Source organism: Litoribacterium kuwaitense (genome assembly GCF_011058155.1).
GTDB classification, from domain to species: domain Bacteria; phylum Bacillota; class Bacilli; order Bacillales; family DSM-28697; genus Litoribacterium; species Litoribacterium kuwaitense.
Genome location: NZ_JAALFC010000009.1, coordinates 81,898 through 100,146, shown reverse-complemented (window position 1 = coordinate 100,146; position 18,249 = coordinate 81,898). Strand labels below are relative to the sequence as shown.

Genomic DNA, 18,249 nt, shown 5'->3' with positions numbered 1-18,249 from the left:
AACCATAGGTCTCGATTTCCTCCTTGGACGGCATCATATTGTGTCGTTCCTGTTTTTCCGGCAATCGCTCCCCCATAGCCGTGACCTGCACCCGTTCCTTCAGCCATAACCCCTTCAAGCATTCGTGTCATATACCATGCCGTTTGCTTCGAAAATAAAGACACGTCCTCTGGCACTTTAGCTTCAACAAGTTCACCTTCCTGGTCATAAAGTGCTGTGATCACATGCGGAGACGATGTCTTTCCTTCATTCGCAAAAGCGCGATACATCGTGGCGATGCTCATCGGCGTGATGCCTTCCTTCGTTCCGCCAAGCGCCATTGGAAGTCCCTCATCCTGTACCGGTACGCCAGCCTGTAGCAATTTTTCCTTTCCTCGTTCAAGGCCAATTTCGTTCAACAGCCATACTGCAGCGGCATTGCCTGAGGAAATCACTGCATCATACATTGATTGTTGCCCTTGATAAACACCATTATAATTAGTCGGAGAATAGGAACCATAAGATTGCTGCTGATCTTCTAACAATGCATAAGGACCATAGCCTAAATCAAGGGCAGGACCGTACACAGCTAATGGTTTAAAAACGGAGCCCGGCTGTCTTTTGGCGTAAATCCGATTAAAACCGCGCGGGACGTACTCCCGTCCTCCTTCGGCAGCAATGACAGCACCTGTTTTATTATCGAGCATAACGAATGAACCTTGACTCGTCTGTTCACCGAGCTGCGGAAAATTGTCTTGATTGACAAAGGCTTGATGAATTTTTTCCTGAAGCGCCTCGTCTAGAGGAACTTCAATCGTATAGCCACCTGTTAACACCTCTTCCCGACTCAACTGATAACGTTTAGCTGCATCCTCTAAAACTAAATCGATATACGTATAAAAAGCCGGATTTTCGCCAAGACCGTGAAGAGACGCATGCATCGTCCGCCCTTTATAACGAACAGCTTCTTCAGCGGTCAAAAACCCTTGATCTGCCATTAATGATAAAATAAGATTTCGACGCTCAAGCGCTGAGTCAGGCTGTTCAATCGGAGAGTAGTGTGTTGGGGCTTTCGGAATGGCTGCCAGCAGAGCACCTTCATCGACGGTCAATTCATCGACTGTTTTCCCAAAGTAAGTGTTTGCAGCTGCACCGAGTCCGTAAGCGCCGTGTCCAAAATAAATACGATTTAAATAAAGCTCGAGAATTTTCTCTTTAGAGTAACGATTCTCCAGTTGCAACGCAATGACTGCTTCTTTCGCTTTCCGCAGCCACGTCTTATCAGCAGAGAGAAAAACATTTTTCGCCAACTGTTGCGTAATCGTACTGCCTCCCTCAACCTTTCCTCCAGCCTGTACATTTCTGACAACGGCCCGACCTATCGAACGAAGATCAAGACCGTGATGATCATAAAAACGACTATCTTCCACAGCGACAAATGCTTGCTTCACATGATCAGGTATATGATCCGCTGTTACAGGGTCGCGATTTTGTACGTATAATTTCGTCAGCAATTGCCCATCTTCGTCCACGAGCTCACTTGCCGCATCAAAAACGAGCTTTTCTTCATCAATAATGTAATCGCCTGCGTAAAGAATCGACAAATAAGCGGTAATGGCAATAAACAAAAAACGCTAAAACCCCAGCGCTCTTGCCAAGACGTCTCAGCATTATTCCACTCCCTTTTTATAGCTCCGCTACGATTAACCCATGAATCGCCAAAAAAATCAAGCCTCTTTTTGTTTTTTCGACATTGGGAAAATCCTATAGAAACTTAAAAACGGTTGCAGGATCATTAAAAAAAAGGGTAAACTGTCGGTAGAGCATAAAAAGAAGGAGTGATAAATTATGATCGCCATTTCCATTGGGACGTATCACTATTTAAGCAAATGGAGAGAGGCTCATCCTGACAAAGAAACGGCCTGTTATATTTCCGGACCGACAGCTGTCCTCGTCATAAACGATGATACCCCTCCAAAAGAATTTAAGGAGGCAAAAACGTATGACGTACTGTCCTCCGCTGGACCGTTACAAGGGGCTTTTGCTGCCTTTCAATACCTTTCTATTACTGAAGAAGGTCAGCCGCTTTTCGAACAGCGTCACCGAGAGCTTCATAAAAAGGTTCAGCCTAGTTCAGGACTGCACGGTATACACGTTCTCGTCCCTCGTAAAGGGCACCAATATGTCGTTATGAGTGTCTGGGATAAAGAAACGAGCTACCAGTACCATTCTGTCCCTTTAGTTGATGAACATTTTTTACAAAAAGGACCTCATTCGTTGTTTGAACCATCCTTTACGAAGGTGTATCATGAACCAGTAGAAGATCGTGAAGAAAGCGACGATGTTTAAAAATTCACGCCGCCGGCAAAGAAGCCGGCAGCTCCATTGTAGACAAGATCATTTTTGATTTTGTCTACATTTGATTTTGGATCTGTCCGTTTAACATCGGTCACATTCGTCCAAACAAATCGAATGAAGATTTATATGACATGGATGAAGACCAAGGCGCGAAACTTTTTCAATAGCACTTTGTTTACAGTTTAGGATGCCTTTTTTCAAGCGAATACAACTCTTCCACCATACTGTCGTATTTCTCTTCGAGCATCATTCGTGCGTCTTGTATGGCCATATTATACACGTAGGGACCAGCCTGCTTTAAAATAAAGTCCATTAGGTGTTCTCCAACGAAAGGGCCGGGATCCTCCCCAAGCTCCTTTTCCACTTCTTGACGAAATTGTTCTAACAGCAAAAGTTTTTCTCGTTTTGGTATCGTTATAGGCATTAACATCGTCAATCATTCACCTCTTTTACGTATAATCAACCCCCACTACTTCGTTACGCACATCTATTCTCCTTTTTGTTGAGGAAAAATCGCTTTTAGTTTCACCATCATAGAACATAAAAAACTGTACGGTGTTATATTGAACCGTACAGCAAGAAAGTAATGTTGCTTAGTTCGCAAGCTTTGCCAAGCTTGCTTGATTAAAGGCAGGGATGTCGTCCGGCACACGACTCGTCACTAAATTTCCACACGTCACGACCTCCTTATCAAACACCGTCGCACCGGCATATTTTAAATCTTGCTGAATGGAGATATAGCCAGTTACTTTTCGTCCTTGCAACGTTTCTGCCGTAATTAGAAGCTGGGGACCATGACATATGGCAAAGACCGGCTTGTCCTCAAACATAAAATCTTTAGCAAAGGAAACAAATCGATGATCTGCCCGAAGCTGATCTGGCGAGAATCCGCCCGGAATGAGCAGCGCATCAAACTGTTGAGGGTTTGCTTCGTCAATGCTTAGGTCCGAAGTTACGACAGCCTCGCCTTGTTTCCCTTTAAGTTCTTGTCCTTTCGCAAAGCTAATGACGGTCATCGTATGTCCCGCGTCTTGAAAACTTTTTTTCGGCGCTGTAAATTCAATATCTTCAAACTCACTCGTCATCACAACAGCAATGCTTGCCATTTTGCTCCACTCCTTAAGGCAACATATTTTAATGACCGTTTCCCGACACATCTTTTCATCAAACATGTTCTGTTCGTATGATACAATGCCAAGAAAGAAAGGGGTCGATCTTTTGCAAAACATGTTTACTACACTTGACGAGATGTTTATGAGCATGGTTGATATAAGAAGATACTTCCATCAGCATCCTGAGCTCTCGTTCCAAGAAAAAAACACCACCGAAAAAATCGTTGAAACTTACAGAAAATTGGGTATTCCCTTTCGAGAACACGTCGGTGGCAACGGTGTTGTGGCGACGATTGACGGAAAGCACCGAGGCAAAACGGTTGCCTTACGTGCCGATTTTGACGCACTTCCGATCCAAGACGAAAAAGATGTACCTTACAAATCAACTGTCCCAGGGGTTATGCATGCATGCGGTCATGATGCCCATACGTCAACATTACTGCATGTAGCTGAAGCCTTTTGGCAACACAAGGAAGACTTAAAAGGCACAATCGTTCTCATTCATCAGCACGCTGAAGAGCTTCATCCAGGAGGGGCAAAACAAATGATTGAAGACGGCTGTTTAGAAGGAGTCGATATGATTTTCGGAACCCACCTCTGGTCAACAACACCGACTGGAACGGTTCAGGTGACGCCGGGGCCGATGATGGCGGCAGCGGACCGTATCGATATTGTTGTACAAGGAAAAGGCGGACATGGTGCCGAGCCTCACCTTGCTAAAGACGCCATCCTTGCAGCCTCACAGCTAGTCACCAATTTACAAACTGTCGTAAGTCGGAGCATCAATCCGCTCAATTCTGCGGTACTAACCATTGGCTCTTTTGAAAGTAAAAACGCTTTTAACATTATTGCCGATCAAGTCAAACTAAGCGGTACCGTCCGCACGTTTCAAGCGGATGTGCGTGATCGTGTCGAGCAAGAGGTTCGGCGCATTTGCCAAGGGACAGCTTTAAATAATGATGTCGATATTCATCTGACCTATACTCGGAGCTACCCTGCCGTTGTCAATGATGCAAAAGCCATTGATTTTGTTAAAAAAGGGGCAGCAACAGTACCCGACATAGAAGACGTCACTTATATGAAGCCTGTCATGCCAGCTGAAGACTTTTCGTACTATTTGCAACACGTCCCCGGCGCATTTTTCTTTACAGGGGCACAGCCTGAGGGGGTACAAACTCCTTACCCACATCATCACCCTAAATTTGACATTAATGAAAAAGGCATGCTGATCGCTGCGAAAACATTAACTGCTGCTGCACTCGCCTATTTACAAGCATAGTTTGGCATCCCTTGTTTTCCCTCAATGAACAATGAATAAAGCAAAGACTTCAGCAAACACTATGTTCATCTCAGAAAAATGAGGGAATGTCATTGAAAAAACAATATGGCGGGCTTGCGCTAGGGGCTGTCGCTTCAATTCCACTTGTTATGACTCTAGGCAATTCGATGTTGATTCCTGTCCTTCCGACAATCGAAAAAGAGTTAAACATTAGTGCACTTCAATCAAGTCTTATTTTAACCGTCTACTCCATCGTCGCCATCCTTCTCATTCCCTTGGCAGGCTATTTATCCGACCGATGGGGACGAAAGATCATCATTTTGCCGAGCTTAGTCATTGCTGGTCTTGGTGGTCTTATCGCTGGATTTGCTGCTTGGAAGATGAATGATGCTGCGTTTATGGTCATTTTAGGCGGACGTTTTCTACAAGGTATCGGAGCAGCAGGCGCAGCACCGATCGTGCTGCCAATGGTTGGCGATATGTTTACGAAAGACGAAGAGGTCTCCAATGCGTTAGGCATTATTGAAACGTCAAATACACTTGGTAAAGTGCTAAGCCCGATTATAGGTGCAGCGTTAGCGTTATGGGTATGGTTTATGCCTTTTTGGGCCTTTCCTATCTTTTGCTTGTTTTCTTTCCTGGCGTTGGTTTTTCTCGTTAAAGTTCCCCCTTCGGACGCCGATTCGCCCCCTCCCCTTAAAGATTATCTCGGGCGCATTCGCAAGACTTTTAAAAGAGAAGGACGCTGGCTTACTGCAGTCTTTGCTATCGGAGGGTTATGTATTTTCGTGATTTTTTCTGTATTGTTTTATTTATCCACGCTACTTGAGGAACAGTATCAGATCATGGGGGTTCAAAAAGGGCTTGTTCTTGCCTTGCCGCTTTTGGCATTATGCGGGGCTTCTTTTTTTGCGGGTAGAACGATTAAGCATTCAAAAATACGTATGAAATGGGTGACTACGGCAGGGCTCATTTTGGCAACCGTTGGCGTTTTCAGCCTTGCTTTTGTTGATGGACTATACTGGCTACTTGCGGGCCTTCTCTTTAGCGGACTGGGTATTGGTGCCGCACTCCCATGCCTTGATGCTTTTATTACAGAAGGCATCGATAAAAATGAGCGTGGCATGATGACAGCCATCTTTTCGTCCATTCGTTTCATCGGCGTAGCTGCAGCTCCACCGATCACAGCAGTGCTAATGAACGTATCAAAGCAAGGGCTTTTTTTTACACTCACTGGTCTAGCCTTGGTCGGCGTTGGCTGCTGCTTCCTAATAGATCCTGAAACAGAAAATGACAACGCCCCTAAGCCAAAAACGGTTTAGGGGTTTGTCATTTGTGCCAGGCACGAGTCATAGCAGGGCTTTTCCTCTTAACAACGACTTTTTACATATCTCCTCATTGGTGAAACAAGTTAACCCAATACTTGTCAAGGTTGGTAACAATGACTGAACCCTTTACTCCTCTGAAAACTTTTCTTGAGCAAGTATGCGAAAACGACAGCCGTTCACCGTTGTTTTTCCGAGGACATCTAACAAGTTGTAATTGGCATATGCGCCTACAATTGCACCGACGCCAGGAAGCATTTGCATCATTTTCACGAGGTCAATATGATCCCTATATTCCTGCTGAAAAGCTCGCCAATCAGTTTCTTTAAGCCGCTCTTTATGCTGATTCCAATGCTTAACGACCGGAAAAAGCTGTTTTCGATACGAATCGCTGGAAAACGCCAGCTGAAATAAATGCAAAATAAACAGCCGCTCTTCGTACAAACGTGTATCTAAGCCGTACCAGGAAACCATTTCAAAGAGACACTTCATTTTTATGCCTAACAGCAAGGGAAAATCGGCAAGTCCTAAAAGAATGCCACCAGCTCCAGTACCAGCACCTTCAATGGCAGCTGATTTTTTATACTGACGCAACACCTCACTCGCCTTCTGATCCTTCTGTTCTAATGACCATGATAATGTGTCTTTAGGCTTTGTCGTCCATTTTGATCCTGTTAAACACGTTTCAGTCATCGTGCGGACTGCATCGGTAAGCGCCTGGTGGGCTTTTTCAGGAATCAGCGCTTGTAGGCGTACCTGTGTTGACTTTGTGGTTCGATGAAGCCATGACGACTTTTTCAACATGTCCTGCTCCCACGCTCTTAATTCTAACAAGACATATTTTAAGTAACGAGTATCCTCCATGAACGGTCCATCCAACCAAACAACAGCTCCCTTCCTAACAATACAATACGTTACGTACGAACTGCCTGTTGGATTCGTTTCGCCAAATACAATCGTACATAAGCTAAGGCAAAAAGAAGACCAATCCCCATACTTCCAACAGCGATAAGCCAATTGGTAAAGATTAAAGGAAGAGGCATGCAAATCGCCGCCGTCATAAGCAGCGTTTCGATGACGCTTCCGAGTGCACGTGCTTTGACATCTTCAGATACAGGATAAATGGACAGCCAAATTTTCTCACGGTGATGTCGGGAAAGCGTACTGAGCTGAAAACCAATAAAATAAATAAACAGAATCGCCACAGCGATTTTAGCAACGGCGTAAGGAAGCCACCAAATCAAAAGGGCGCCTACGACCATTAAACGTAATGTAATGCCAAAGTATTCTCCGGTTCTTAAAAACGTACGCCAATACAAATACCGATATGTCGCTGTCTGCTGAAAAGGGATACGTTTAACGACCCAATCCATATACTTTCTTCGCCGTGCTCTATCTTGCACAGAAGGGACATCTGTAAAAAGGTTCGCAATCCGGTAAAACAGTTTCATTCGTCCTTGCTCTTGCTCTATAAGAAGGTCCCACTTTAACGATCGTTGTTTACGACTGCTTTTCATATACAAATACAAAAGAAGCATAAGCAGTACGATCACGATGGCAAACCAATAACTTCCGGAGAATATAAAAAACATGAAGACGACGTTTAATGTAAATCGAACGAGCTTTTCTCCTGCTCGAATGCGCCAATCTACATAATAAGAAAGCTCCCACTCCGAGGCCAAATTCCAAATCTTTGTCAGTACAGCTGCACCAATAGCCAGCAGAAGCATTTGTCCATCACCCTCGGTCGCTAAATACAAGGGCGCAAGAGCAGCCAAGGCGATGATAAGCACATACGCTTGAAGCGTAAAACTGACTCCTCCTGATTTGAAAAAATACGATCCCATTTGCTTTTCTAAAGGAAGCATAAACACGATATCAGCCGATTTAAGAAACGTGTATACGGGACTATAAGATAAAACGAACGCCATAACAATGGCGCAGACAAACACCGTTGGGAATTCTGGAGGTAAGGCTTGAAGCCACTGTTGATATACGTAAGCTCCTCCTCCAATGGCAAACAACAACGCAAATTTAAAGTGATCGTTAAAAATATACTTGCCGTAACGAGCTAGCTCACGTACAGTTCCTTTCAGACGACTTTTCCATAGATCATGGATGTTATTCATACCGTTTCATCCTCAGTCGTCAGTTTTAAATACATATCATCGAGTGTCGCTTCAGGCATATTCATTTGCTGGCGCAACTCATCTAATGTTCCAAATGCTCGTACTGTGCCTTCATGAAGAATGACAAAACGATCACAATACCTTTCGGCCGTTGACAAAATATGTGTCGACATTAAAATACCGGCGCCAGCTTCTTTTCTTTCACGCATCATCGTTAAAAAAGATTGGATTCCAACCGGATCAAGTCCAACAAAAGGTTCGTCAACGATATATAAAGATGGTTCAACGAGCAACGCACACATGATCATGACCTTTTGACGCATTCCTTTAGAGAAATGGACCGGAAACCAATTTAAACGCTTCTCCATGCGAAATTCTTTTAAAAGTGACGGTACCCGCTGTTCAAACACGCTCTTCTCTACACCGTAAGCCATCGCTGTTAATTCAAGATGCTCCTGAAGCGTCAGCTCGTCATACAATAAAGGCGTTTCGGGAACATATGTAAATTGGTGTCGGTAGCTCTCAGGAGATTGCACAAACGATTCACCGTTAATAAAGACGTGGCCTTTTTTTGCCTCCATTAGACCGATGATATGTTTTATCGTTGTACTCTTTCCTGCACCATTAAGTCCAATTAACGCGACCATTTCGCCGGCTTTAATATCAAATGTGACATCTTTTAAGACATTCGTATGTGTGTACCCACCAGTTAAAGACTGTATCGATAATAATGAGGACATTGTGTCTTCCCTCCATCAAGTCAAACTTTCTCTTATCGTATCAAAAAAACAAGCAAAAAACGAAACAAACCTTATAAAGCAAAAAAATGAATAATTCCAGTCATGTCTGGATAATCTAAACAACGAAGAGAGGTTTAATTACAGCAGACCCGTTCTGGAAGGTAAAGCAGTATCGCTTTTCTTATCCAAATCAGGATGTCTGAAAGGGACAAAAGCATCTGTCTGTCCGTACTTGCATCTTTTAGTTTTGCGATCACACGTCGCTAACCAACGATGGGGGTGTCTACGAAAGACAGTGACCTGTAAGACCTTGTCTGTAAAAAAGCCTCTTCTTCAACAAAAACAGGATGCTACGACGGCATCCTGTTTTTCGCGTGTCTGTTAACTTTTCAGGGCACCTTCAGCAATTCCTGAAATAAACTGGCGGCTGAAGACCGCAAACAGAACGATTAACGGCAATGTCGCTAATAACGTACCCGCCATGACCATACCGTAATCTGTGTTATAAATACCATTTAATTGTGCGAGCATCACCTGCAGCGTAAACTTGGTCGAATCATTTAACACGACGAGGGGCCACAAGTAATCATTCCACACACCAATAAACGTAAATATACCGAGAAACGCCATCGCTGGTCGCAATATAGGAAGTGCCACATGCCAGTAAAGCCTAAAATGACTACACCCATCAAGCCGCCCTGCGTCAAGCAATTCATCAGGTACCGATTCCTGACAGTATTGTCTAATCCAAAATATGCCGAACGCACCAGCTAGCCCAGGTACAATTAAGGCTTGAAAAGAATTTACCCACCCAATAAACGCCATGACAAGGAATTGAGGCACAAAGCTAAGCTGTGCAGGAATCATCATAGTCGCTAGCAAGGAAATGAAGAGAAAATTCTTTCCTGGAAAATCAAATTTTGCAAAAGCAAACCCGGCTAAAGAACAGAAAAATAATGTTCCGACAGTCGTTAAGACAGCAACGAACAACGTATTTGCCGTCGCTTGGAAGAAATTAATATTCGCAAAGACATTTTGCACATTCGTCATAAATTGGTCGCCAAAAAGAAAATTAGGCGGAAAGGCAAGAATCTCACTCGTGCTGTTTGTTGACATCACAGCTAGCCAATAAAATGGAAAAATGGACACAACGACGCCGATGAGTAAAATCGTATGCAAAACAATTTTCATTTGTTTTGAAGCCATCAATGCCCCCCCTTAGACCCGATTTACAAATTTCCAATTGATGAATGAAAAACCGCCAATCAAGAGAAATAATGCCCACGAAACCGCGGCTGCATATCCAAACTGACTTTCAACAAAAGCTTGTGCGTACATATACAAGGAAAGGGTCATCCCACTAGCACCAACGCCTCCCGAGTCACCGAGCAATACTTGAGGTTCAGTAAACAACTGCATACCACCGATCGTTGACATAATAAGGGTGAATAAGATGACCGGCTTCAGCAGCGGAATCGTTACTTTAAAAAACGTTTGCGTCGCATTGGCACCATCAATTTTCGCCGCTTCATATAACGTTTGCGGAATGCTTTGCAGCCCAGCGAGATAAATGATCGCGTTATAGCCTGTGAAACGCCATATGACCATAGAAGCGAGGACAAATTTTACCAACACCCCATGATTAATCCATTCCAGAGGCTCCAAACCAACCAACGTCATTAAATAATTAAGAAAGCCGTATTCGTTATTAAAGATTGATTGAAAGATAATCGCGACAGCTACGATCGACGTTACATTCGTTACAAAAAACAATGTACGATACGTTCCGCGGAATTTAAGCATCGGTATATTAAGGACGACGGCAAGAATCATCGCAAAAAACAGCATTGGAATTGTTGATATAAACCATATGGCAAACGTATTGCCGACCGCCTGCCAAAAGTCAGGCTCCGTTAACATATATTGAAATTGTGCCAGGCCAACGAACTCCATGGCCCCAAGACCGTTCCACGATTGAAAAGCAAGAAACACAGAATACAAAATAGGGAATAATCCAAAAATTAAAAACAAAATATAAAACGGTGAGATAAACAGATAGAGCGCCCTGTTCTTCCAAATGTCATGATAAAGACTTTTCTTTCGTGGTCTTACAACTACAGACTCGGGTGTCGTCGTTTCGACCGTGTTTTTCAATGAATTTCATCCCCTTCTTTAACAATTTATCGTCGAGACAATTCCCGTGAAATGGCTTTCTGTACGTCATTCCATGCTTGCTCAGGGTCCTTTCCTCTCTTTTCCACCAGCTGAAGCTCCTGTTCAAAGATGCTATTTACGAGCTGTTTATATTCACTTAAATACGTTTCTGGCACGTTTTTCGCTGATTCCACAAAAACCTCGGAAGTGTCCTGCCCTCCAAAAAATGCTTCCTCCGAAGACAGTTCACCGCTCTCAAGCGAAGACTTGGCTGCTGGAAATAGATCATACGTTTTGTACGCGGTCGTTTGATTTTCCGGACTCATCAGCCATTCAATAATTTGATAAGAAAGTTCTTTATGCTCGGAGCTGTTCATGACACCAAGAAACGAACCCCCTTGGTTGCCATCTCCCCCAGGTGATCTTGCGATACGCCACTTCCCACTTGTATCTGGTGCTGCATCTTCGAGAATTTTCTTTTGCCATACAGCGGACACAAAGGAAGCAATCTGACCGTTATTTAATCCTGCATTCCAATCCGTTCCACTCACTTCTCCAAACGTTAAGCCTTGCTCAGCTACCGAGACCGCTCGATCCCACATTTCTTTCATGTGCGCTTCGTCTCCAATGTATTCATTTTCAGATGTAAAATGCTTCATTGGACTTTGACTCAATTGCGCACGAAAGACTTGTAAGGCGCTATCAAACATATGAACGCCCGTTTCTTCTTGCAGCTGTTTCCCCGCCTCGATATACGCATCCCACGTGCTTAACTGTTCTGCGACTTCGTCAGGGTCCGTAGGCAACCCCGCTTGCTCAAACAAATCGACACGATAAAATAAGCCTGTAGGTCCTGTGTCTAATGGCAAAGCGATCAATTTCTCTCCGTCTTGTGTCTCGGCAAGCTTCCATTTCCACTCTAAATATTGCTCTTCGACATCCTTAGCTCCATAATCATAAAGATTGACGAAATATTCTTCATAAGGCAAATATTGCGAAATCCAATCGTTGAAAGCGATAATGTCCGGTCCTCCTGAACGACCTACAAGTGTCGTTTGCAGCTTCAATCTAAAATCTCCACCAATTTTTTGGGTATCTAATTCAACATTGGGAAATACCTCTTCAACTTGGGCAAGAATGTCTTCATCAAGACTACGATTCCAATACCATAGTGTAATCTCTTGCTTTTCCCCTCGCTCTCCTGCCGCAGGTGTACAGCCAGAGATCATCATTAGAAGACACGTCATGATGATTATTATACGAGCAAAGTTCACTGTCATTCCCTCCTTTTTTGAAAGCGCTTTCTTTTTTTGATTGTAGTTTATATTAATTTATATGTCTAAAGGTTGTCAATTGATAACATCAGCTTTTTCGCTTAATGATTTCTCCAATATGAATTTTTCATAAACCGTGTCACGAAATTAGACTCCTAGCGCTGTCCGGCAGACAAACCTAGGAGTCTTCATAAGTTCGTTACTTATTTGCTTCCATTTAAATATTGATAAACCGATTCTGTGACCGGAATCCCCTCTTTCAGTGACTGTTCTTCCTTCAAATGCTCTGGCTCGCCTGGAACCATGACCTTAGAGAACCCTTTGGCAGCAGGCTGAGCGTGAAGCTCGTCGATCATTGCATCCATTTGCGTTAAAAATTCTGCTGGATCGGTAAATTGACCTGGATTGATCGCCCAAACAAAATGACCGAGCTGACGATATTGATTATAATCGCCATACATTGTTTTTATATGTGGCCCGAAAGCAGCGCCGGCAAGCAGTCCAGACATAATATCGACAACCATGCCCAACCCGTAGCCTTTTGGCCCAGCAAAAGGAGATAGTGCCTTGACACGTGAAGGGTCGGTCGTCGGCTCTCCGTTTTCATCTACGCCCCATTGCTCGGGAATTGATTCTCCCGCTGCCTCTGCATGAAGAATTTTCCCAAGGGCGACATTGCTTGTCGCCATATCCATAATGACTGGCTTATGTTTTTTTGCAGGGAATCCATAAGCGATTGGATTCGTCCCAAAGAAAGGCTTAGCTCCTCCGAAAGGTGTTACGATTTGATCCGTATGTGTCATCGCCATCCCAATCAAGCCTTCATTTGCAGCTTGCTGGACAAAATACGATAATGCGCCACAATGGCTGGAGTTTTTCACAACGACTGCCCCAAGTCCATTTGTTTTTGCCATTTTGATCGCTTCATTCATAGCTTGTTTAGTAATGTCGTGACCAAGTCCATTGTCCCCATCAAATATGCCGCTACATGGACCTGTTGCTGTGAACGTATAATTGGCGTTTTGATTTAATCCACCCTCATTTAAGCGTTTCACGTAATGCTCAGTCCGAAGAACCCCATGCGAGTGCACACCTCTGACATCTGCATGCACCAATACTTCTGCCACATTTACCGCTACTGCTTCTGTCAAACCTGCTTCTGTCAAACGATCTACGACCAGCTTTTCTAATTCTTCTTTGTTTACGACGATATCTGCCATGTCCTCGTCCTCCTATTCTGTATTGGCGTGCCGTTTTGTCATTGTTTCATGATCCATCTTGCTCTTTTCAAGGGCATAGATAATGATCGCGTCTAACACTAAGTGGAGACTTTGATCGAACTGGTTTCCTAAAGGCTGAATAGTTGGAGGCTCCTCTTTTCGTCTGTATTTTGTTGCTGCTGGAATCTCAAGCACATGCTCTGCCAATTGAGCTAAGGGCGACGTACCGTTTGTTGTCACAGCAACCACCCGACTTCCAGCACGCTTCGCTTTCTCGGCTTGAGATACAATGCTTCCTGTTGAGCCTGAACCAGAAATCGCAAGAAATAAATCTCCTTCAGCTACACTCGGAGTGATTGTTTCACCAATCACAAACACGGGAAAACCACCGTGCATTAACCGCATTGCAAAAGTTTTTCCAACTAAACCGGAGCGGCCTTCACCGGAAACGAAGATACGATTGCTTTCCAACAAAGCGTGAGCAACCGCTTCAGCTTCATGCTCAGATACTCTCTCTACTACTGTAAGGACTTCATTCGCTACAGTTTTCATCGTCTCTTTCACTGATTGATCACCTCCCGAATTGCTCTGGCAGCCTCTTGGGGATCTGCCGCCTTTGTAATCGCACTCCCGACTATGATCGCTTCAGGCTGGATGGGCAAAAATGCGGGGACAGTTTGTAAGTTGATTCCTCCCGCGACTGTAAATGTAGCGTCAGGAAGGTCGGCCACTAGTCGGTGCTGTGATACTGCTGCCGTTTGGCCTTCTTGCTGCATATCTTTACCTGCATGCAAGCTAAAAAACCGTGCTCCTGCCTCGTATATTTTCTCGACGAGTGTTCGGTCTGTGACACCGAGCAGATCGACCATGACGCGTTGATTTGTTCGTTCAGCGACCTCAAGCATTTCAGTCATTGTCTTGAGGTGCGAGAAAGCCATCACTGTTGTCACATCAGCGCCTGCATCAAATGCTTGCAAAGCTTCATGCTTCCCCGCATCGCACGTTTTCATATCGGCAACGATGGTATGCTCCGGGAATGTTTCTTTCATTTTCGTAACGAATGACATGCCGTACTGCTTGATCACACCAGTACCCACTTCAAACCAATCGACTTCATGTTTCACTTGTTGCGCCATGGCAAACGCTTCTTTTTCAGACAAACGATCTAACGCAAGCTGAAGCTTCATCTTTACACCCCCTACCTTTCAATCGTTTTTTCTTCGTTTAAGATTGCAAGAACGTCTTCAAGATATGGAAGCCCTTCATTATCACCCGATACACTGACCACCATTGAGCCAATTGTATTTGCAAACGTGAGTGTCTCCTCAAGCGTTAAACCTTTTAATAATCCGTAAATAAAGCCTGCATCAAAGCCATCTCCAGCCCCTACGGTATCAACGATTTTTCGTGGCTTTCGCGCTGAACAATAGTGTTGTTGATCCTTACGCTTGGCAAATGATCCTTGCGCACCCATCTTTACAGCTACAGTATGAATCCCATACGCCTGTGCCTGAGCAGCGATTTCTTCCGGCACTTGCGTTTCAAATAAGAGCTCTCCCTCTTCATCGCCTGTTAACAACACATCCACATAAGGAAGAAAAGAGGTCAGCGTTTCTTTTGCTTCATCGGCATCCCATAATTTCAAACGAATATTCGGATCCATCACGACCGTGACCCCATGAGCCTTCGCTTTCTTTAATAGCTCCATCATGACGGCACGGTGTTCCGGATGAATCGCTGGGTAAACCCCTGTCATATGAAAAATCTGTGCGGAGCCAAACCAGCGATCGGCGATATCGTTGGCTTTTAAAGATGTGATTGGCGACGGATGCCGATAATAAAACGTCCGTCCACTCCCATCCTCGTTGATTTCTTTAAAGTTCACAGAAGTAGGCGCATGTTGAGAGAACGAAACGTGACTCATATCAATACCTTCACCTTGAGCAAAATGCTTTAAATATCGGCCAAATTCGTCCTTGCCTAAACGACTGATCCAGCCTGTCGATAAACCGAGACGGGCGCAGCCGATGGCTACATTCAACTCCGCGCCACCCGCTGTACGCTCAAAGGTATCGCTAAAGCGCAGAGGTCCTCTGCGCAGCGGATTCATTGTCACCATTGCGTCCCCAATGGTTATGATCTCTGGCATCTTCTTCACTCTCCTAATTCACCGTTCTCTTTACAGCTTTCTCGTATTGTCAATTTCGGTGCGAATCGGCGCATAACAGCTTCACTCGGCCGTTCACCTGATGTAATCCATTGAAGAAGCCAATGTGCAGCACATTCAGCCATCTCCGTTGCCGGCTGAGCAATCGTCGTGATGCTCGGTGTAAAAAATGGTGCATAACTAACGTGGTCCATAGATACGACACTAAAAGCTTCCGGCAGTTTCATTTTTTTCTTCTTTGCATACATCAACACTTCATTCAACGTTTGATCGTTGGCCGCGATTAATGCCGTTGGTCCATCATCGTAAAACATGTCTTCTAAAACGTCATGCATATTGTCTAAAGGGACATTTTGCAGCCAATGTTCGTTTATACGTAAATCCCGATGCCTCATCGCTGCCTCAAATGCTTCTCGTCGCTCGATCCGTGCTGTGATCACCTCACCGACAGGCATTCCGATAAAACCAATGTCTCGATGACCTTTGGAAACTAAATAATCGACAGCAAGCATCGACGCTTGGGCATGATCAAGCAGTACAAACGGGGCGTCTAACCCATCGACGAGTCGATCTAAACAGACGAGCGGATACCCTTGCTTAAGTAGCGAGGCATAATATGCTTTGTTCGCTTCTGTCGGAAAAAGAACTAGTCCGTCCACCTGTCTGTCAAGCAGCATTTCAATGTATTGCTTCTCCTTTGCCGGGTCATCTTCAGCATTACAGACAAAGACGTGAAAGCCTTCGTCATGACAAACACTTTCGACGACACGGACAACCTCAGAGCTAAATTGATTTAGTAAATTAGCTACAATGACGCCAATCGTTGACGTCTGCTTCTGCTTCAAGCTTCTTGCAAGTGTATTCGGACGGTAAGAAAGCGCTTCAATCGCTCGTTCAATCGTTTGCTTCGTTTGCTCACTCATATAGTCGTAGCGCCCGTTTACATACTGAGAAACGGTACTTTTTGATACACCTGCTTCGCGAGCCACATCTGCCATTGTCGTTTTTTTCAACTTATCACCCTAAATCGATTTAGTAAATCGGTTTATAAAAAGTGTACAAAAATGAAAAACACTTTTCAATATCTTTTTATCTTTTTCACATAAAAATGTGTTTTCAGGGAAAAGTAAATTTCAAATGCAAAACATTGCCAGTTCACAGAAAGGGGAGACATTAATGGATTATTTCAAGCGTCTATTACTGATTTTTGTAGCTTGCCTTAGTCTGACTAGTTGCGGAGTACAGCCCGAAGATATTGATGCACCGCCTCCAAATGAAATGGATGATCAATCAAAAGACCAAATGACGTCTCTCCCCTTTCAATCATTTTCCTTTAACGCAACACTTCCAGAAGATCATGAGTTTGCCTTGTTTGTCGGGACAAATGACGATACGATTGACATGATAGAACTTCGTGATGATCGCTCGTCTGAAGTACTTCATGGAGAAGCTGCCATTGAGCGACTAAGCCCACTCCATGAAACTTTAAGCTCTGTCGAGAACCGAAAAGCAAAAGAAATTCTTTATGAAACGCTGCAAACCTTTGCGTTGCAAAATGATTTTAAACAGGCACATATTAAGGTTACCCTGAGCTCAGGAGAAGTAAAAACATACGAGGCGAACCCATTTGATCGGGAAGAGCTTGCTGAAGAAAATGAAACAGAGAGCCCTTATTTTTCTGCTTTTTATTTAACAGCAACCTTTCCAGAAAAATCCACTTATTCAATTATGTATGATCATAAAAACCTTGGCGAGTCTTTCATTCATGATGAAAGAAATGATATCCGCCTCGTTGGAAGCAGTGCCGTTGTTCAGCTCGATCCACTTTTTCGGGCAACAAACATCCAGAAGCAAACGTCTGAAGCAGATGCCCTTCGCCAAGTGATGAACCTGTTTCTACTCCGGAATGCGGAAAATATTGCACTTGACATTTATTTTACAGATGAGACACAACGTTCATACCTTTATGAGAAGGAAGACAAAAACACATAGGCAGCAATAGGAGTTCAGAGGAGGAGGACAACCGTCCCCCTTCTCTGAATGTAGTCAATTTACAAATCTAACGGGATAGACTGCACATTTCGCTCGACGATCCGTGCTTCTTTTAATGAAACAAAACGACCACCAGACGTTTGAAAGATGTCGTTGTCTACAAACCAAGTCATTGTTTCTTGAATTTCTGCCGAATCGACGGGATCGATGGGCTGATCAATTGAGATCGTATTCGTCGTCCCTATGCTGTTGACAAATTTTAATTCAAGCTGTTTAGACATCATGAAGCCCCCTCTTCTTCATAAGTTAACTCGTAATCATTGCTCCGGTGTACAGCGACAATTTCTTGTGTTGTTAGTGCCGCAAGCTTTTGGGCAGCCTGATATAGCACATCATCTGTTACTTCGGGTTGGATAGTGTTAAAGCGATCGATCACAAATTGTGGTTCTCCCTCTTGATCTACACCATCAGCAAAAATAAGCTGCAGCTGCGTTTCTTTTAAACTTGTTTTTATCATGAA

20 protein-coding genes are annotated in these 18,249 nt (G+C 44.0%); 4 read left to right on the top strand and 16 right to left on the bottom strand.

The features are described from left to right. Positions 1–1,607: transglycosylase domain-containing protein (locus tag G4V62_RS07685; RefSeq protein WP_165200890.1), on the bottom strand; the 1,607-nt coding region annotated here is incomplete at its 3' end. A gap of 220 nt (positions 1,608–1,827) precedes the next feature. Between G4V62_RS07685 and G4V62_RS07680 the strand changes: the two genes are divergently transcribed. Then, complete coding sequence (locus tag G4V62_RS07680; protein WP_165200888.1) at positions 1,828–2,328, top strand: antibiotic biosynthesis monooxygenase; 501 nt, start codon at positions 1,828–1,830, stop codon at positions 2,326–2,328. A gap of 184 nt (positions 2,329–2,512) precedes the next feature. Here the strand turns inward: G4V62_RS07680 and G4V62_RS07675 are convergent, their stop codons facing one another. Together G4V62_RS07675 and G4V62_RS07670 are read right to left on the bottom strand one after the other, a co-directional pair. Continuing rightward, on the bottom strand, positions 2,513–2,767 hold the full coding sequence (locus G4V62_RS07675; RefSeq protein WP_246218322.1) for a DUF2164 family protein: 255 nt from the start codon (positions 2,765–2,767) through the stop codon (positions 2,513–2,515). A 163-nt stretch (positions 2,768–2,930) separates the two neighbouring features. Then, complete coding sequence (locus tag G4V62_RS07670) at positions 2,931–3,443, bottom strand: type 1 glutamine amidotransferase domain-containing protein (protein WP_165200884.1); 513 nt, start codon at positions 3,441–3,443, stop codon at positions 2,931–2,933. Between the two features lie 121 nt (positions 3,444–3,564). Here G4V62_RS07670 and G4V62_RS07665 point away from each other — a divergent pair, with 121 nt between their 5' ends. Together G4V62_RS07665 and G4V62_RS07660 are read left to right on the top strand one after the other, a co-directional pair. Next, complete coding sequence (locus G4V62_RS07665) at positions 3,565–4,728, top strand: M20 metallopeptidase family protein (RefSeq protein WP_212508703.1); 1,164 nt, start codon at positions 3,565–3,567, stop codon at positions 4,726–4,728. 86 nt (positions 4,729–4,814) lie between these two features. Beyond that, the gene (locus G4V62_RS07660; RefSeq protein WP_165200882.1) at positions 4,815–6,050 is read left to right on the top strand and encodes an MFS transporter; all 1,236 of its coding nucleotides are present in this window, start codon (positions 4,815–4,817) and stop codon (positions 6,048–6,050) included. Positions 6,051–6,182: 132 nt separating this feature from the next. Here the strand turns inward: G4V62_RS07660 and G4V62_RS07655 are convergent, their stop codons facing one another. The 11 genes from G4V62_RS07655 to G4V62_RS07605 all read right to left on the bottom strand — a co-directional run bounded on the left by G4V62_RS07655 (position 6,183) and on the right by G4V62_RS07605 (position 16,750). After that, positions 6,183–6,917, bottom strand: coding sequence for an EcsC family protein (locus G4V62_RS07655; RefSeq protein ID WP_165200880.1), 735 nt, complete (start codon positions 6,915–6,917; stop codon positions 6,183–6,185). Between the two features lie 50 nt (positions 6,918–6,967). Then, positions 6,968–8,182 (bottom strand): ABC transporter permease, encoded by a 1,215-nt coding sequence (locus G4V62_RS07650; protein WP_165200878.1) that lies wholly within the window; start codon positions 8,180–8,182, stop codon positions 6,968–6,970. Continuing rightward, positions 8,179–8,922 (bottom strand): ABC transporter ATP-binding protein, encoded by a 744-nt coding sequence (locus G4V62_RS07645; protein WP_165200876.1) that lies wholly within the window; start codon positions 8,920–8,922, stop codon positions 8,179–8,181. Before G4V62_RS07645 ends, G4V62_RS07650 begins: the two co-directional genes overlap by 4 nt. Positions 8,923–9,303: 381 nt before the next feature. Next, positions 9,304–10,128 (bottom strand): carbohydrate ABC transporter permease, encoded by an 825-nt coding sequence (locus tag G4V62_RS07640; RefSeq protein WP_165200874.1) that lies wholly within the window; start codon positions 10,126–10,128, stop codon positions 9,304–9,306. 12 nt (positions 10,129–10,140) lie between these two features. Continuing rightward, positions 10,141–11,076, bottom strand: a complete 936-nt coding sequence (locus tag G4V62_RS07635) for a carbohydrate ABC transporter permease (protein WP_165200872.1) — start codon at positions 11,074–11,076, stop codon at positions 10,141–10,143. A gap of 26 nt (positions 11,077–11,102) precedes the next feature. After that, positions 11,103–12,350, bottom strand: a complete 1,248-nt coding sequence (locus G4V62_RS07630; protein WP_312855452.1) for an ABC transporter substrate-binding protein — start codon at positions 12,348–12,350, stop codon at positions 11,103–11,105. Positions 12,351–12,553: 203 nt separating this feature from the next. Further along, the gene (allD, locus tag G4V62_RS07625) at positions 12,554–13,570 is read right to left on the bottom strand and encodes an ureidoglycolate dehydrogenase (protein ID WP_165200868.1); all 1,017 of its coding nucleotides are present in this window, start codon (positions 13,568–13,570) and stop codon (positions 12,554–12,556) included. A 12-nt stretch (positions 13,571–13,582) separates the two neighbouring features. Continuing rightward, positions 13,583–14,134, bottom strand: a complete 552-nt coding sequence (gene hxlB / locus G4V62_RS07620) for a 6-phospho-3-hexuloisomerase (protein WP_165200866.1) — start codon at positions 14,132–14,134, stop codon at positions 13,583–13,585. Continuing rightward, entirely contained in the window at positions 14,131–14,757 is a 627-nt protein-coding gene (gene hxlA / locus G4V62_RS07615; RefSeq protein ID WP_165200864.1) for a 3-hexulose-6-phosphate synthase, read from the bottom strand. The genes hxlB and hxlA overlap by 4 nt, the downstream gene beginning before the upstream one ends. 11 nt (positions 14,758–14,768) lie before the next feature. Next, the gene (locus tag G4V62_RS07610; protein ID WP_165200862.1) at positions 14,769–15,719 is read right to left on the bottom strand and encodes a sugar kinase; all 951 of its coding nucleotides are present in this window, start codon (positions 15,717–15,719) and stop codon (positions 14,769–14,771) included. A 5-nt stretch (positions 15,720–15,724) separates the two neighbouring features. Continuing rightward, positions 15,725–16,750 (bottom strand): LacI family DNA-binding transcriptional regulator, encoded by a 1,026-nt coding sequence (locus G4V62_RS07605; RefSeq protein ID WP_165200860.1) that lies wholly within the window; start codon positions 16,748–16,750, stop codon positions 15,725–15,727. A 163-nt stretch (positions 16,751–16,913) separates the two neighbouring features. On the opposite strand from G4V62_RS07605, the gene G4V62_RS07600 reads away from it, so the two are divergent. Continuing rightward, positions 16,914–17,729 carry a YusW family protein gene (locus tag G4V62_RS07600; RefSeq protein WP_165200858.1) on the top strand — a complete coding sequence of 272 codons (816 nt, stop codon included), beginning with the start codon at positions 16,914–16,916 and terminating at the stop codon, positions 17,727–17,729. A 59-nt stretch (positions 17,730–17,788) separates the two neighbouring features. On the opposite strand, the gene G4V62_RS07595 is transcribed toward G4V62_RS07600, so the two are convergent. Continuing rightward, the gene (locus G4V62_RS07595) at positions 17,789–18,010 is read right to left on the bottom strand and encodes a DUF2922 domain-containing protein (protein WP_165200856.1); all 222 of its coding nucleotides are present in this window, start codon (positions 18,008–18,010) and stop codon (positions 17,789–17,791) included. Beyond that, on the bottom strand, positions 18,010–18,246 hold the full coding sequence (locus G4V62_RS07590; protein WP_165200854.1) for a DUF1659 domain-containing protein: 237 nt from the start codon (positions 18,244–18,246) through the stop codon (positions 18,010–18,012). The genes G4V62_RS07595 and G4V62_RS07590 overlap by 1 nt, the downstream gene beginning before the upstream one ends. Positions 18,247–18,249: the final 3 nt, after the last annotated feature.

Coding starts and splice junctions, on each gene's coding strand:
- G4V62_RS07680 (WP_165200888.1), top strand. CDS start 1,828: ATGATCGCCATTTCCATTGGGACGTATCACTATTTAAGCAAATGGAGA.
- G4V62_RS07675 (WP_246218322.1), bottom strand. CDS start 2,767: ATGTTAATGCCTATAACGATACCAAAACGAGAAAAACTTTTGCTGTTA.
- G4V62_RS07670 (WP_165200884.1), bottom strand. CDS start 3,443: ATGGCAAGCATTGCTGTTGTGATGACGAGTGAGTTTGAAGATATTGAA.
- G4V62_RS07665 (WP_212508703.1), top strand. CDS start 3,565: ATGTTTACTACACTTGACGAGATGTTTATGAGCATGGTTGATATAAGA.
- G4V62_RS07660 (WP_165200882.1), top strand. CDS start 4,815: ATGTCATTGAAAAAACAATATGGCGGGCTTGCGCTAGGGGCTGTCGCT.
- G4V62_RS07655 (WP_165200880.1), bottom strand. CDS start 6,917: ATGGAGGATACTCGTTACTTAAAATATGTCTTGTTAGAATTAAGAGCG.
- G4V62_RS07650 (WP_165200878.1), bottom strand. CDS start 8,182: ATGAATAACATCCATGATCTATGGAAAAGTCGTCTGAAAGGAACTGTA.
- G4V62_RS07645 (WP_165200876.1), bottom strand. CDS start 8,922: ATGTCCTCATTATTATCGATACAGTCTTTAACTGGTGGGTACACACAT.
- G4V62_RS07640 (WP_165200874.1), bottom strand. CDS start 10,128: ATGGCTTCAAAACAAATGAAAATTGTTTTGCATACGATTTTACTCATC.
- allD (WP_165200868.1), bottom strand. CDS start 13,570: ATGGCAGATATCGTCGTAAACAAAGAAGAATTAGAAAAGCTGGTCGTA.
- hxlA (WP_165200864.1), bottom strand. CDS start 14,757: ATGAAGCTTCAGCTTGCGTTAGATCGTTTGTCTGAAAAAGAAGCGTTT.
- G4V62_RS07610 (WP_165200862.1), bottom strand. CDS start 15,719: ATGCCAGAGATCATAACCATTGGGGACGCAATGGTGACAATGAATCCG.
- G4V62_RS07600 (WP_165200858.1), top strand. CDS start 16,914: ATGGATTATTTCAAGCGTCTATTACTGATTTTTGTAGCTTGCCTTAGT.
- G4V62_RS07595 (WP_165200856.1), bottom strand. CDS start 18,010: ATGTCTAAACAGCTTGAATTAAAATTTGTCAACAGCATAGGGACGACG.
- G4V62_RS07590 (WP_165200854.1), bottom strand. CDS start 18,246: ATGATAAAAACAAGTTTAAAAGAAACGCAGCTGCAGCTTATTTTTGCT.